This window comes from Chryseobacterium taiwanense, from assembly GCF_000813825.1.
Classification (GTDB): Bacteria; Bacteroidota; Bacteroidia; order Flavobacteriales; family Weeksellaceae; genus Chryseobacterium; species Chryseobacterium taiwanense.
In genome coordinates, this window is the sequence record NZ_JWTA01000009.1 from 74,297 (window position 1) to 90,591 (window position 16,295).

The following is a 16,295-nucleotide window of genomic DNA, read 5'->3' on the forward strand; positions in this document are numbered from 1 at the left end:
AAATATTTTGCTGAAAAGTCTAGTGGTATTTGTGGTAATGAGCATTCTTAATTTTTTATTTAGCATGTTAGTTTTATCATATATGGTAAAACTTTCTGCAGAGAGTTGGGGAATGGCACCTTTTATAATATGGATTTTATGTTTAGTTATATCATTCGTAGGTTTAATTACTGTAATAATTTTCAAAAAACACTATCAATCATTACTAAGATCTGCTATTTTATTTGAAATTCTTTATTTATTCTTTTTAATTATTTCGGGAACAAATCCTTTTTTATACTTTTTTGAAAAAGATGATGAAAATTTTTTCTACTCTTCACTCTATGTAAACTCTTTTATTGTTTTTCTTATTATCTATTTTTTTATTTCAGTCTACTCGAAAATAATTTTACCAAAATCAAAAAACTAACATAGATCAATGTTACAATTCGCAATTAAAGAATAACTTTGTTAGTATAATAAATAAAGAAATGAGAAAACTATTTTTAACTTTTGTATTTGCGTTAATAAGTATTGCAGGTTTTGCACAAACAGATTGGGTAGTAGATCCGATGCACTCTTCCGTTAATTTCAATATTAAACATATGGGAATTAGTTTTATACAGGGGAAGTTTGATAAGTTTGATGGGAAAGTTTCCACTGCCGGAAATAATTTAGATAAAGGAGCATTTGATTTTGTCGTATTTCCTGCAACAATCAATACAGGAGTAGAGAAGAGAGATAAACATCTTATGAGTGCAGACTTTTTTGATGTAGAAAAGTTTAGTGAAATAAAATTTGAAGGATTTACTGCAACAAAAGGAAAAGATAATACCTATACTTTGAGAGGAAAACTTACTATTAAAGATGTTACAAAGGAAATCAGTGTTCCAGCTACTCTTGGAGGGGTTGCAAAAAATCAGCAAGGAAAAGAAGTATTAGGATTTCAATCTAAATTTACCATTAACCGTTTAGATTATAATATCAAATATGATCCTACAGGAGCCGGAGTTGCTAAAGATGTTGAGATCACGGTATATTTTGAATTAATAAAACAATAATTACTATATAATTGGTTTGGGTGAAGGCTTTCAATGTATATTGAGAGCCTTTCTTATGTCGTTTTTTAATGAATCTAAAATTTAAACGTGCAACAAAATTGCTTTGTATTTCTTTTTCCCCTAACTTTGCACAAACCTAATCTAATGAGTAAAAAGAATACAAAGTACATCTTTGTGACAGGAGGTGTAACTTCATCTTTGGGAAAGGGAATCGTTTCAGCTTCTCTTGGACTTCTACTAAAATCACGTGGCTTCAACGTAACAATTCAAAAACTAGACCCTTATATTAATATTGATCCGGGTACTTTGAATCCTTATGAACACGGAGAATGCTATGTAACCGAAGATGGCGCGGAGACGGATCTGGATTTAGGACACTATGAGCGTTATCTTGATGCTCCAACATCCCAAAACAACAACGTTACGACAGGGAAAATCTACCAGACTGTCATTGAAAAAGAAAGAAAAGGAGACTTCCTTGGAAAAACAGTTCAGGTAATTCCTCATATTACGAACGAAATCAAGCGTAGAATTAAAATTTTATCTAAACAGAACTACGATATCATTATTACTGAGATCGGAGGAACTGTTGGTGATATTGAATCTTTACCTTACATCGAAACTGTTCGTCAGTTGAAATGGGAGCTAGGTGAAAAAAATTCTATGGTGATTCACTTGACTTTATTGCCGTATTTGGCTTCAAGTGGAGAATTAAAAACAAAACCTTCTCAGCATTCTGTTCGCCAGTTAATGGAGAGCGGAATTATGGCGGATGTTTTGGTTTGCCGTACAGAACATAAAATTCCAAAAGATCAGAGAGCGAAATTGGCTCAATTCTGTAACGTTCCTTTAGATAATGTTATTGAATGTAAAGATTTGGAAACGATTTATGAAGTTCCAATGTACCTTCAAAAACAAAACTTTGATGATGTAGTTCTTAAGGAATTAGATCTTAAAAGTGATAAAGAAGCAGATCTTAAAGATTGGAAATCTTTCCTGAAGAAATTCCAAAACCCTAAAAAATCTGTAGAAATTGCATTGGTTGGAAAATATGTGTCTCTTCAGGATTCATACATTTCAATTGCTGAAGCTTTCAAACATGCAGGTGCAGATCTGGAAACTGAAGTAAAAGTAAGATGGGTGTACAGTGGAGATTTAACTGCTGAAAACATTAAAGAAACTTTAAAAGATGTAGACGGAATTCTTGTCGCTCCAGGTTTTGGCGACAGAGGAATTGAAGGAAAAGTTTTGACTGCTCAATATGCAAGAGAAAATAAAGTTCCGATGTTGGGAATTTGTTTAGGAATGCAGATCATGACTGTAGAATTTGCGAGAAATGTTTTAGGGTATGCTAAAGCAAACTCTATGGAATTCGATACTTCTACAGAACATCCTGTGATTTCATTAATGGAAGAGCAGAAAAATGTTGTAGATAAAGGAGGGACAATGCGTCTTGGAGCATGGAAATGTTCTTTGAAAAACGGTTCTAAACTTAATGATATCTACGGAGCTAAAAATATTACGGAAAGACACCGTCACAGATATGAATTCAACAGTGATTATATTGGTGAATTTGAGAAAAATGGTTTTTTAGCAACAGGTACAAACCCGGAAACAGGATTGGTAGAAGCATTAGAAATGCCGGATCACCCATTCTATGTTGGAGTACAGTATCACCCTGAATATAAGAGTACGGTTGCAACGCCGCATCCATTATTCAGAGCGTTCATTAAAGCTTGTACATCGAAATAAAGTAATTTGTTAATTACAAACGTCATAAATAAACTCAGACTGATTATTCTCAGCCTGAGTTTATTATATAGTAATATATTAAAGGCTAGAGTTTTGATAAAAAAACAGTATTTTTGTCGACTCGAAAAAGTTATCAATATGATTACTTTTTAAATTTGAAAAATTTTAATTAAAAATAAAATGCAACAGAACAACGGACTCGATAAAAGTCAGATTATTAGTTTTGCGGTTTTATGTTTGGTTCTTTTCGGTTTCATGTTTTATTTCCAAAACAAACAATCGAAAGAGGATGAAGTAAAAGCTCAGCAACAAAAGACCGAACAGGCGAAAAGTGCTGTAAAACAAACTCAGGCAAGTAATATCAATCCAAATGTAACTCCAAACGCGATTCAAACCGCTAATCTTTCCAACAAAGAATTAAATATTGAATTCAATAGTTTAGGAGGGCAGGTTTCTAAAGTGGAGCTTGCAGAATACAAAGCATATGATCATAAATCAGATAAAGCTGATCTTCCGCTTTACCTGATCACAAAAAATAATTCAAACTACGGTTTCCAGTTCAAAGATAAAACAGGAAAAGTTATTAATACTAAAGACTTAGTGTTTGCTCCTGCTGTGAATGGAAATGCTGTAACAATGACGGCTAATTATAACGGGGCTGTTATCCAGTTTATTTATACACTTCTTCCAAAGTATACACTAGATTTTAAAGTAAGAACTCAAGGTCTTTCAAAAATCACTGCTGATAACAAAGCGGATTTCCTTTGGAACTATAGTGTAAGAAATTTAGAAAAGGGTAGAGCGCAGGAACAATCTCACTCAGAATTCTCATATGCTTTCAATAATTATAAAGATTATGATTATGATGGAAGAACGACGATGACCGAAGATAAAGAAACTCTTAACTGGATTGGAGTAAAACAACAGTTCTTTGCTTCTGTAATTGAAGCTAAAAATGGATTTACACAAAGTAAAGGAAATCAGGAAACTGTTGAAGAAGGAGAGTATTTGAAAAAACTAGATTATGAAGGTTTTGTTCAAATGACAGGAAGTGAACTGAACCAAGACTTTACTTGGTACTTTATGCCGTTAGATTTACCTTTATTAAAATCTTACGATAAAAACTTCGACGAAATTCTTCCTTTGGGATGGTCTTTCATCGGATGGATGAACAGAGGATTCTTTATTCCTATTTATAACTTTATTGCATCTTGGGGATTAACTGCAGGTTGGGCAATTTTCGTATTGACAATCTTGGTTAAATTAATCTTGTCGCCAATTATGTATAAGCAGCATAAGCTAAGTGCAATGATGAGAGTGATTCGTCCGGAAATTGATGAGGCGAATGCTAAATTCAAGGATGCAGATCCAATGAAAAAGCAACAGGCTACAATGGAGATCTATCGAAAAGCGGGAGTGAATCAGATGGCGGGATGTTTACCTGCATTAGTTCAGATTCCAATTTTCTATGCGTTATTCCGTTTCTTCCCGAACTTTATTGATTTAAGAGGTCAAGGTTTCTGGTTTGCGAAAGACTTAACGGCATATGATGACTTAATTAAATTACCATTTAAGATTCCTTTCTTAGGAGATCACTTGAGTATTTTTGCTTTGGCGTGTACCATTGTAATTTTAATTTACACCGTAATGACTTCAGGGAATATGCAGCAGCCACAACAGGAAGGAATGCCAAATATGAAAGTGTTAATGTATATTTTCCCAATCACATTCCTATTCTTCCTGAATACTTCTGCATCTGGTCTTTCTTGGTATTATTTTGTATCGAATGCGATTAACATCTTAATTATCCTTGTTATTAAATATGTAATCTTGGATGAAAAGAAAATCCATGCACAGATTCAGGCGAATAAAGAAAAGCCAAAAGCAGAAGGTAAGTTCCAGAAACGTATGAGAGAAATGATGGAAAAGGCTCAGGAACAGCAGAAAGCACAAGAGCAACAAAGAAAAAAGTAAAATAACTTATTATAACAGAAAGAGAAGCAATTTATTGCTTCTCTTTTTTATTTAGAATGGATTTAAATTTCAAACAATAGTGATAAAAAAAAGATAATTCACTTTTTTTATTTTAAACTCAATCATATTTTAACCTAAATGATTGGCGATGGTGTTTGGTCGGTCCATGTTTAATTAAAGCTTCTTGGTGTTTTTTTGTAGCGTAACCAAAGTTGGTATTCCATCCATATTCAGGGAACTCTTCGTGCAATTCTATCATTAATCTATCCCTGTAATTCTTAGCCAAGATAGAGGCTGCCGCAATAGATAATACTTTTGAATCTCCTTTGATAATACATTCATGAGGAATGTAATTATAAGCATGAAATTTATTTCCATCTACTAATATCAGCTCCGGTTTTATGTGAAGCTGATCAAGCGCTTGGTGCATCGCGTGTATGCTGGCATTGAGTATATTATGTTGATCTATAAAGGAAGGAGAAAGTTCCGCAATCGCATAACTTTTTACATTGTCTTTAATATATTGATCAAGCTCCATTCTTATTTTGAAATTCAATTTTTTGGAGTCATTGATTAGGTTTTGCTCAAAGCTATCATCTAAAATTACAGCTGCAGCGACTACAGGTCCGCATAAGCAACCCCTCCCTACCTCATCACATCCTGCTTCAATATAATTATTTGTCCATTTTTTTAGTAATTCCATAAAAATGATTTTTTTTTAAAGGGTAAATTAGATAATTTTATAAAAATTATGGTAAAAATAACATTTTTTTAGGGTTTTGTTTTGTTCTTTTAAGAAAGTTTCACAAATTTGTCTTTACAAAATTAATTTGATATGAAGAAACTAACAGCGGGTGTTCTAATACTTGTATTGTCTTCTTCTTTAGCTGTAGCAAATGCTCAGCAGAAGAAGGATACTGTAAGAACACAAGAGATTGAAGGTGTTGTCGTAACGGCACTTGGTATTAAAAGAGAAAAAAAGGCTCTTGGATATGCTTCTCAAGAAATTAAAGGAGACATTATTTCTGAAGCAGGGCAAACAAATGCCGTAAGTGCGTTGTCTGGGAATGTTGCAGGGGTGCAAATTACAGCTCCATCTTCTATGGGGGGGTCAACAAGAATTACTATGAGAGGTATTAGTTCTGTTACTGGAGAAAACCGCCCTTTAATTGTTGTAGATGGGGTGCCATTAGATAATTCTAATGTTAACAGTGTGGATACTCAAAGAGGTGCTGGAGGGCGAGATTATGGTGATGCGACCTTTGATATTAATCCAGATGATATTGAAAGTGTAACTGTTTTAAAGGGAGGTCCCGCTGCTGCTCTTTACGGGTATAGAGCAGGAAATGGTGCTATTATCTATACTACAAAATCGGCAAAAAAAGGTAGAACCGAAATTCAGTTTAATACTGGGATTTCTTTTGAGTCTATTTATATTAGACCAAAATTACAAAATCAGTACGGAGGTGGTTTAGAGTCTACTTTACCTACAGCAACAATTAATGGACAAACGTATAATATTACAGATTTTGGAACTGATGAGAGTTGGGGACCAAAATATGATCCTAATTTATATTATTTAGGGTGGAATTCTTTTGATCCAGAATTCCCAAATGAATATATGAAGTTGAAGCAATGGGTAGCTCCTAAAAAAGATGTAGATGATTTTTTTAGGGTTGGGACTACTTTTACAAATAACTTTGCCGTTTCTAAATCTTTTGAAAATACAAATGTAAGGTTATCTTATACCAATACTAAAATTAATGGTATTGTTCCTAATTCAGAAATTAAAAAAGATAATCTTAGTTTAAATGTAGCATCTTCTCTTTCTGATCGTTTAAAAGCAGATGCTGTTTTTAATTATGTTCATACTGCAGGGTTTAACAGACCAGAGCAAGGGTACGGGGATAATTCAGTTGCTCAAAAATTTTATCAGTGGGGTCAAAGACAATTGGATTTTGAAGAAATGAAAAATTATAAATTGGCAAGTGGTATGCAGAGGTCTTGGAATAGAACGTCATGGGAGGACGGTACTCCAAACTTTTCTGATAACCCTTACTGGACAATTTATGAAAATACATCAGAAGATAGTAGACATAGGTTTTTTGGAAATGTAGGTTTGACATATAATTTCTCGAAGAAGGTTTATTTATCTGGAAAGGCATATGGCGATACTTATTCTCAAACAATTACTTCTAGAGTTGCTGTTGGTTCGGCTGCTTTGCCAGAATATAATATACAAAAAAGAAATAATTCCGAATTTAACTACGAAGGGCGACTACATTATAATGATAATTTCGGGGATTTTAGTTTAAATACATTTGCTGGTTTTAATATTATGAATCGTAAATGGGATATTTTAAATGGGAATTCTGTAGGGGGATTAATTATTCCTGGTTTATACAATTTAGCAAATAGTGTTGAACCTGCTCAGTCGTCAAATGCTGCTTATCATTTGGGAGTAAATAGTTTATTTGCTTCTGTTTCAGTAGGCTATAAGAATATGTTGTTTTTAGAAGCTACTGGTAGAAATGACTGGTTTTCTATGTTAAATGATGATCAGTTCTATCCTTCAGTTACAGGAAGTTTTGTTTTCTCTAACGTATTGAAAACTAACTGGCTTTCATTTGGTAAACTAAGAGCCGGTTGGTCTCAAATTGCTGGAGGTTCTGCTGATCCGTTTATTAGAGGAACATATGCTTCTATTGATACACCATATCTAGGAGATCCAATGTACTCATTACCAACTACAAAAGGAGAACCACAGATTCGTCCTGAAATGAAAACTACTAAAGAAATTGGTTTAGAAGCAAGTTTCTTAAAAAATAGATTAGGATTTGATGTAACTTATTATGATGTAAAAACTAACGATTTAATTATTCCTTTACCAATTGATCCTGCTACAGGATATGGATTTAAAAGAATCAATGCCGGAGAAATGACTAATAAGGGTATTGAGGCTATGGTGAATATTACTCCAATCAAATCAAGTAATTTTTCGTGGGATATTACTTGGAACTTTGCTAAAAACAAAAACAGATTGGTTGAACTACAAGGAAACCTTCAAAATTATATCTTAACGAATGCACCTTTTAGAGCTCAGCTTGCTGCACAAGTAGGATACTCGTATGGTGCAATTTTAGGAACAGATTTCGTATATGATGCCAATGGGAATAAAGTGGTTGATGAGAATGGATTCTATAAAGCATCAGAAATAAAACCATTAGGATCTATCCTTCCTGATTATAATATGGGTTTCAGAAACTCATTCAAATATAAAAATATGAGTTTATCATTCCTAATTGATATTCAACAAGGAGGTAAATACTTTTCAACTACTCATATGTGGGGAATGTATTCTGGTATGTTAGAAGAAAGTGCTTTAGGAGGAAATAGAGAAGCTGGAGTAATACTTCCTGGCGTTAAGGAAGATGGAACTCCAAATGATATATGGTTAGATGCACCAACATGGGGAGGTACATATTATAATACTGTTGATGCACAGAATGTATTTGATGCAAGTTATATAAAGTTAAGAGATATCACATTATCTTATGATTTACCAAAATCTATGATTGGAAATGCTTTACAAGGGGTGAGGATATCAGCCTTTGCGAGAAACTTATTTGCATGGAATCTAGACTTTAAAGGGATTGACCCTGAAAATACCTCATATGGTTCTGGTAACTTCCAAGGATTAGAAGGTGGATCTTTACCATCTACAAGAATGTATGGTATTAATTTAAACTTTAAATTTTAATCGACAATGAAAAAAATACTTTCAATATTAACAATAGCTGGTTTATCATTTGGACTTAATAGTTGTTCTGATAAATTTGACGAAATAGATATTAATCCTAATTCAACTGAAAATCCTTTGCCTACAGGATTATTTAATAATGCTAATAAGGAGTATATGGATTATACAAGAGATGGTTGGGTTTCAGGAAGAATGATGTTACCTTGGGTACAATATTCTGCTCAAAGACAATATACTGAGGAAGATAGATATCAATATAGACTTACGACTGATACTCAGCTTTGGACTAGATCTTATTATGTAGCTAATGACTATAAAAAAATAATAGATTTAAATACAGATCCTGCTACAGCTGCACAAATGTCAGTATATGGTGCAAATGTTAATCAAATTGCAGCTGCTAGAGTAATGCTTTCTTATGTGTTTTTAAACTTGGCAGATGCTTTTGGAGATGTTCCATATTGGTCTTATGGTAATAAAGATGCTGATTTTCAAGCTCTAAATGTTGATGCTAATTTGCAGCCAAAATTTGCAAGTCAGCAAAAAATTTATACGGATATTCTAAAGGAGCTTAAAGAAGCTTCAGAAATGATTGATGAAACAAAGGATGTTCTAACTAGTGGAGATCATTTATTTGATAATGACCCTGAAAAGCTTAAGAAATTTGCAAATTCATTAAGATTGAGGGTTGCTACAAGAGTAAAAGGAGTAATTCCAGGAGCAGCAGCACATATTACGGATGCTATTGCTTCAGGTGTAATGACATCTAATGATGACACAGTAGGATTGACTTATGAAAATAACTTAATTAATCCTTCTCCTTTTTTCTTGACTTATCAAACGAGATCAGATTTTGCAATATCAAAAACCTTTGTACAGTTACTTAAAGGGCAAAGCGGTAATTTTGGAGAAGATCCGAGAATATTTAAATACGCATCACCTGTAGCTGTTAAAATTGGTAACATTAGAAATCAAACAATGTTTGAAGCGGCGAATGCTTCTGAAATTAGTGGGATGCCATATGGAGTACCAAGTACATTAGCTGCAAGCCAGGCTGCTTCATCTAGTTTTTTTGGAGCAAGTGTATTAAAACCTGCATATACAGAAATATTTATGGAATATGCTGAGGTTGAATTCTTGTTGGCAGAAGCTAATGGATGGTCTCAAAGCAATTATGAAAAAGGGGTAACTGCTTCTATGGAAAGATGGGGAGTTCCAACTGCCAAAATTAGTACATTTGTTGCTTCTCTTCCAGCAGCAAATAAGGCAAATGTATTAACTCAGAAATATGTTTCATTATTTATGCAGCCTAATGAAGCGTGGGCGGAATATAGAAGAACAGGCTATCCTAATCATTTATTATTACCGGGACAAAGTGCTAGTTTAAATGTTCCATCAGCAAGTGGTGCAACTACTTATACATTCACTTCTTTAATTGCAGGATTAACTGATTTACCTACTAGGATTTTCTATCCTACAACAGTTCAAACTTTGAACACTGCTAATTATCAAGCTGCAGCAAGTGCTATTGGAGGTGATGAAATGGATACTAAATTAATTTGGGATACTAATTAATTTTTTATAAAGAACACTTTTTAATATTTTAACATTCATATTTAAACCGCCTTCGGGCGGTTTTTTTATTTCCGTATATTTGTACTTCAAAATTGAATAATGAATATTAAAGATATAATAGAACAAAAATTGGCAGATGTTATCCTTAATGTCTATCAACTTAAAGATATTAAACTGGAAATTCAGGAGAATAAAACTGAATTTGAAGGAGATTTTACGATCGTAACTTTTCCGTTGGTGAAGCAGCTGAAAAAAAATCCGGAGAGTATTGGAGTTGAATTAGGGGAGGCCTTAACAGAGCAGACTGAGTTATTGGAAAGCTTCAATGTTGTTAAAGGGTTTCTTAATGTTAAAGTTAAAAATCAGTTTTTTGTAGATAATTTTAGATCAGTAGTCAATCAGTTTACTACTGTTGAAAAGAAAAATTCTACAGTAATGGTGGAATACTCTTCTCCGAATACGAATAAACCTCTTCACTTGGGGCATATCAGAAATAATTTATTAGGATTTTCTGTAGCTCAGATTCTTAATGAAGCGGGTTATGATGTGATCAAAACTCAAATTATTAATGATAGAGGAATTCACATTTGTAAGTCGATGTTGGCTTGGGAAAAATATGGACAAGGAGAAACTCCTGATGCAACAAATACTAAAGGAGATAAGTTTGTCGGAAATTATTATGTAAAGTTCGATCAAGAATATAAGAAGGAAATTGCTGACCTTGTAGCGCAGGGAATGAGTGAAGGCCAAGCAAAAAAAGAAGCTCCTTTAATGAAAGAAGCTCAAAAAATGTTGTTGGATTGGGAAAATGGAGATGAAAAAGTAAGAAATCTTTGGAATGAAATGAATTCTTGGGTATATAAAGGATTCAATGAAACGTATAAAAGATTAGGCGTAGAGTTCGATCAGGTACAATACGAAAGCAACACTTATATTCTTGGAAAAGATCTTATTCAGGAAGGGTTGGATAAAGGAGTTTTGTACCAAAAAGAAGATGGTTCTGTTTGGTGTGATCTTACAGATGAAGGATTGGATCAAAAACTTTTGTTGCGTTCAGACGGTACCTCTGTATATATGACTCAGGATTTGGGTACTGCAGTAGAACGTTTTAAACAAAATGATATTCAGAAGCTGATTTATACGGTAGGAAACGAACAGGATTATCATTTCCAGGTATTATTTAAGATTTTAGGAAAACTAGGGTATTCTTGGGCAGATCAGTTGTACCATTTGTCTTATGGTATGGTAGAACTTCCAAACGGTAAAATGAAATCCCGTGAAGGAACTGTAGTAGATGCTGACGATTTGATGCAGGAAATGTATGCTATTGCAAAAACTAAAGCTGAAGAATTAGGGAAATTAGAAAACCTGACGGAAGAAGAAAAAGATGCAAACTATGAAAATGTAGGAATCGGGGCGTTGAAATACTTTATGTTAAAAGTTGATCCAAAGAAAAAAATGCTTTTCAATCCTGAAGAAAGTATTGATTTTAATGGAAATACAGGTCCTTTCATTCAATATACTTTTGCACGTATTCAGTCTTTGTTAGCGAAAGCAAATTTTGAGCAAAAAGAAATTGCTGCGGTTGAATTAAACCAGTCCGAAAAAGAATTGATTATGCAGTTGGCAAATTATAAAATTGTTGTTGAAAAAGCGGCAGAGGTTTTAAGTCCTGCTTTAGTGGCAAACTACGTATATGATTTGGTAAAAACATATAATTCTTTCTATCAGAGTAATCCGATTATGAATCAGGAAGATGAGAATGTGAAACAATTCCGTCTGAGTGTCTCAGATCTTACGGCAAAAACGATAAAAAAATCGTTACACCTTTTAGGAATAGAAACAGTAAACAGAATGTAAATATAAAGGCTTTTGAATTTCAAAAGCCTTTTTTCTTATACTATAATCAACATCATTGATAAAGCTTAAGTTATATTTTCTACAAATTTCGGAAGGTTTTATACAATTTTTGATATCAGTGAGATGATAATTTTGGCAAAAATAAATTATGATAATGAATATAGTAAAGAAACTTTTTTATGTGGCTTCAATTTTTGTTTTTGCAGCTGCAATTATATCGTGTAGTTCAGATAATGATGAGGCTGAAATTATATTTATGCCTTCTCAATTATTATCATCTACACCTTGGGAAACAACGGGAGCAAAGGATAAAAATGGAAATTCGGTTGCTTTGAACGATCCAAGTGTAAGTGGTTTTGTCGGATTTTCTTATTTCAGAGAAAATGGAAACTTTGCCATTTATGGATTAAATGATGTACTAAGATCGAGAGGAACATGGTCTGTATCTGCAGATGGAAAAACCAGAACCATTACAGCTTTAAATCCTGACGGAACCACTATTTTTACTCGTATTGTTGATATTCTTGTATTAAATCAAAACGAATTTACTTATAGAATTCATACCAATCCTAATGATTCTTCAGTGTATTATGATATTAAACATACAAAAGTAAGCCACACAGAAACCAATTTAGGACAGCTTACATTAGCTTCAACACCTTGGGAAACAACGGGAGCAAAAGATAAAAATGGAAATCCAGTTACTTTAACAGATCCTAAAGTAAGTGGATTTGTAGGATATTCTTATTTCAGAGCCAACGGAACATATGCGATCTATGGATTGAATGATGTACTGAGATCACAGGGAACCTGGTCTATATCTCCGGATGGAAAAACCAGAACGATTACCGCCTTAGATGCTAATGGAAATGTAATCTTTACAAGAATCGTTGATATTCTTACGTTAAATAATACAGAATTTACCTACAGAATAATTCCTGATGCAACCAACAATCCTACAGAATTCTATGATATCATCCATAATCCCGTGAATCATCTGGAACCTTAAATAATTGCCATGTGAAAAAGAAACTCCAAGGAGTTTCTTTTTTTATGTGTGTGCCTTTGTACTGTCCTCATACAGTTTTGCATTGCTCCATTTGGCGTGTTTGGAAGGAACAATTTTGTATCCTTTCTTATAGGTATAAATTTTTGTAAACTCTGCCCCGAAAAAAATAAGCATACAGGAATAATTGATCCACATCATAATTAAAATGACGGTACCTGCAGTTCCAAATGCAGAAGTGGGTTTTGCGGTTCCGAAATAGAGACTTAATAAAAATTTTCCAAGCGTAAAAAGGATGGTAGTAAGCAATGCTCCTGTCCAAACCGATTTCCAGCTGATTTCAACATCCGGAAGTACTTTGAATAGTAAGGCAAATAAAAGCATCACCACTCCGAAACCAATCGCAAAATTGATTAATTCTACCAACATATAGGTTTCCAATCCAAAATATTGGGTAATGAATTTGTTGAAAATACTGATTAAAGAAGACAAAATCATAGTTACCATGAGTAAGAAACCCAAAATTAAAATCATTCCTAATGAATTGGCTCTGTCCAGCAGAAACTTCACAATCGCTTTTTTAGGAGCTGCTTCTACATCCCAAAGTGTATTTAATGAATGTTGAAGTTGAAAAAATAGGGTAGTAGAACCAAAAACGAGCGAACCTATTCCAATGATTTTCATGAAAATATTTTGCTTATCGATCAAAGCTCCTGCAATCATGTTTTCTATACTTTTGGCTGCGTCAGTTCCCATTAAACCGCTGATCTGATTGCTTATTTCACCACGTATGGCTTCTTCTCCCAAAAAATATCCTGCAATCCAAATAATGATAATTAATAATCCGGGAATAGAAAAGATAGCGTAATAAGCAAGGCTCGCTGAATCTTTGGAAGCAGAAGAACTGTTCCACGCAGAAAAGGTTTCCTTTACAACCTCCCAGAAAAATTTTATATTTTTTATCATACGAGTATCTGGATTTATTAAACATAAAAACTAGAAAGGATATCCGATGGCGATATTCAAAATCAAATTGTCTTTTCTCCAATTAGAATCTCCAAAATTGATTCGATCAAACGTCCATCTGTCTTTTTTCTCATAATAAGGCACTCTCAATGGCATAGCAAGATCTAATCTTAAAATTAATATGGAGAAATCTAACCTCAAACCAACTCCGGCTCCTACAGCAACTTCGCTCAAGAATTCTTTTGAAAATTTAGCTCCCGGTCTGTCCGCATCTTCATTAATTAACCAAACGTTTCCGGCATCGGCAAAAACGGCAACATTTAAAAACTTATAAAGATTGGCGCGATATTCAGCATTCAATTCTAATTTAATATCACCTGATTGATCAAAATAATAACCTGCTTCAATAGTTCTCGGATCAAAACTTCCCGGCCCTAAAGTTCTTGCACGGAATGCTCTCACACTGTTGCTTCCTCCCGAGAAAAACTGTTTGGAAAAAGGAATATGTTCAGAATTTCCGTATGGATAGGCCAATCCTGCAATAAACCTTGTGGCTAAAGACGTTTTTTCGGTAAATTTATGATACAGTCTGAAATCATTTTCAATCTTTGCATATTGACTGAAAGGAACCCCGAAAATAGTTTTCTCTTTACCATCTCTTACATTGGCTCCAGTGACTAAACCTGTGATGTTTCCGGCTAAATCCAAAGTCCCCTTATAATAAATAGTTGTTGGCTTAGACAACATGGTATTTGTGTAAGTATAAGAATAGGTAGGGCCGAAAATCAATTGTTTATCCACAACTCTCTGCATAGCTTCACTTTTTGCAGATATTTCTTTGTACAGTTCTGTCACTTTTGCAGGAGAAACATACGTTACATCAAGAATTTTTAGATCATGTTCTTTTCTTGCATTCTCTTTCCAGACGTATCCAAACGATCCTGTGAAAGTATTTAAAGTATAATATTCCGTACGGTTTTGGAATTCGTACCCTAATGTAATATTCGTTCTCGGAACAAAAGCACTCGAAGAATTGAATCTGAACGGTGCCACAATTCTAGGAATTGAAAGTTGAACATTCGTTCCGGCTCTGAAAAGGTTTTTTGCATTTTCAGGACCTCCCATCTGGAAGTCGAAGGCTCCATACACTGCAGCTTTAAATTGTTCTGCGCCTCGGAAGAAATTTCGATGCGTCCAGTTTAGGTTGAGTTCACTTCCTGCATAATTTGCCGAATTGGTTCTTCCCAATGCTTCCAGGCGAAGAGATTGTATTTCTCTAGGGGTTAAAAGATAATAGGTATCAAATTTATGTTGCAGAGAATCTGAAGTGATAAACTCATTTTTTACAAATTTAAAAACCCCTAAACTGATTAAACGGTTTAAAGTAAGATTGTGATTGGTACGGTTGTAAAGATCTCCCTTTTTAAAATACAAAGCTCTGTCAAAGATTTTAGGTTTGAATTTGTGCTGCGGATCGATGACATAAATATCTTTGTAAGCATATTTTGAGAGCGAATCGGCATCCATCGGTATCTTATATTTTCCGTTTCTTACATCCTGAATATTATAGGTAGGAAATACAATTACCTTATCAATGCTGAATTGTTGTGTTGAAAGATCCGGAGTATCATCTTTTAATTTTACATTAAGCTCTACCTTGTGATTTTTACTTACGGTACTGTCTGCCTGAACAATGATATTATCCGGATGGAAATAATAAAAACCTCTTTCCTTAAGCCCATTGTCAATTCTTTCTCTTTCATTTTTAATCACATCCAAATCGAACGGATCATTATTTTTAAGAAACGTTTTATCCGTTAAGTTTTGAATTTCTTTATTTACTAATGAAGAATCTTTCTGAAATTTAACGTTACTGATTAAATATCTCGATCCGGGTCTTAAAGTATAAATTACCTGTGCTTTCTTATTTTTAGAAACCGTATCATACGTCGCTCTTGCATTGAAGTAGCCTTTGTTTTCAGAGTAATTCTGAATAATATCTTTATTAAACTCTCTGTCTACATCACTTAATAAGACAGGTTTTTCTCCCATCTTGTATTTCAGCCAGTAATTAAACCCTTTTTCTTTTTTGGGTTCTTTGGCAATATTATAGAAATACAATTTAGGTCTCAGTCCTAGAAACGTAGAATTCGGTTTGGGAGTAAGGTTGGCTTCCAAAGCCGTTTGAAGATCTTTTCTTTCTTTTTTTGAAAGAGTATCATTTTCAATTTTTACTTCCGCACCGGTGTAAAGCATCTGTCCTTCTTTCAGAAATTTTGTATTGCTGCAGGAAAGACTCGTCGCTGCAAAACCTGAAGCGCATAAATACCTGAAATATATGGAGAGTTTATTTTTCATTCTT

The 16,295-nt window shown here is 33.7% G+C and carries 10 protein-coding genes; 7 read left to right on the forward strand and 3 right to left on the reverse strand.

Annotation, left to right across the window (positions count from 1 at the left end):
• The first annotated feature begins 470 nt into the window (after nt 1-470).
• The 3 genes from RM51_RS12085 (at nt 471) to yidC (ending at nt 4,766) form a co-directional block, all read left to right on the forward strand.
• A complete protein-coding gene (locus tag RM51_RS12085; protein WP_039369706.1) occupies nt 471-1,040 on the forward strand; it encodes a YceI family protein in 570 nt (189 codons plus the stop codon).
• Between the two features lie 144 nt (nt 1,041-1,184).
• Complete coding sequence (locus RM51_RS12090) at nt 1,185-2,792, forward strand: CTP synthase (RefSeq protein WP_039369709.1); 1,608 nt, start codon at nt 1,185-1,187, stop codon at nt 2,790-2,792.
• Nucleotides 2,793-2,972: 180 nt separating this feature from the next.
• Nucleotides 2,973-4,766, forward strand: coding sequence for a membrane protein insertase YidC (gene yidC, locus RM51_RS12095; protein ID WP_039369711.1), 1,794 nt, complete (start codon nt 2,973-2,975; stop codon nt 4,764-4,766).
• 118 nt (nt 4,767-4,884) lie between these two features.
• On the opposite strand, the gene RM51_RS12100 is transcribed toward yidC, so the two are convergent.
• Nucleotides 4,885-5,469: a ribonuclease HII gene (locus tag RM51_RS12100; RefSeq protein WP_039369714.1), complete on the reverse strand. Its 585-nt coding sequence runs from the start codon at nt 5,467-5,469 to the stop codon at nt 4,885-4,887.
• A 132-nt stretch (nt 5,470-5,601) separates the two neighbouring features.
• On the opposite strand from RM51_RS12100, the gene RM51_RS12105 reads away from it, so the two are divergent.
• The 4 genes from RM51_RS12105 (at nt 5,602) to RM51_RS19640 (ending at nt 12,970) form a co-directional block, all read left to right on the forward strand.
• Nucleotides 5,602-8,526, forward strand: a complete 2,925-nt coding sequence (locus RM51_RS12105; protein WP_039369716.1) for a SusC/RagA family TonB-linked outer membrane protein — start codon at nt 5,602-5,604, stop codon at nt 8,524-8,526.
• Between the two features lie 6 nt (nt 8,527-8,532).
• Nucleotides 8,533-10,101 carry a SusD/RagB family nutrient-binding outer membrane lipoprotein gene (locus RM51_RS12110; protein ID WP_039369718.1) on the forward strand — a complete coding sequence of 523 codons (1,569 nt, stop codon included), beginning with the start codon at nt 8,533-8,535 and terminating at the stop codon, nt 10,099-10,101.
• A gap of 99 nt (nt 10,102-10,200) precedes the next feature.
• Nucleotides 10,201-11,961: an arginine--tRNA ligase gene (argS, locus tag RM51_RS12115; RefSeq protein ID WP_039369720.1), complete on the forward strand. Its 1,761-nt coding sequence runs from the start codon at nt 10,201-10,203 to the stop codon at nt 11,959-11,961.
• Between the two features lie 154 nt (nt 11,962-12,115).
• Nucleotides 12,116-12,970: a DUF4822 domain-containing protein gene (locus RM51_RS19640; RefSeq protein ID WP_228375812.1), complete on the forward strand. Its 855-nt coding sequence runs from the start codon at nt 12,116-12,118 to the stop codon at nt 12,968-12,970.
• A 42-nt stretch (nt 12,971-13,012) separates the two neighbouring features.
• On the opposite strand, the gene RM51_RS12130 is transcribed toward RM51_RS19640, so the two are convergent.
• Both RM51_RS12130 and tamL read right to left on the reverse strand, forming a co-directional pair.
• Complete coding sequence (locus tag RM51_RS12130) at nt 13,013-13,933, reverse strand: YihY/virulence factor BrkB family protein (RefSeq protein ID WP_039369723.1); 921 nt, start codon at nt 13,931-13,933, stop codon at nt 13,013-13,015.
• Between the two features lie 30 nt (nt 13,934-13,963).
• A complete protein-coding gene (gene tamL / locus RM51_RS12135; RefSeq protein ID WP_039369724.1) occupies nt 13,964-16,291 on the reverse strand; it encodes a translocation and assembly module lipoprotein TamL in 2,328 nt (775 codons plus the stop codon).
• Between the last annotated feature and the right edge of the window lie 4 nt (nt 16,292-16,295).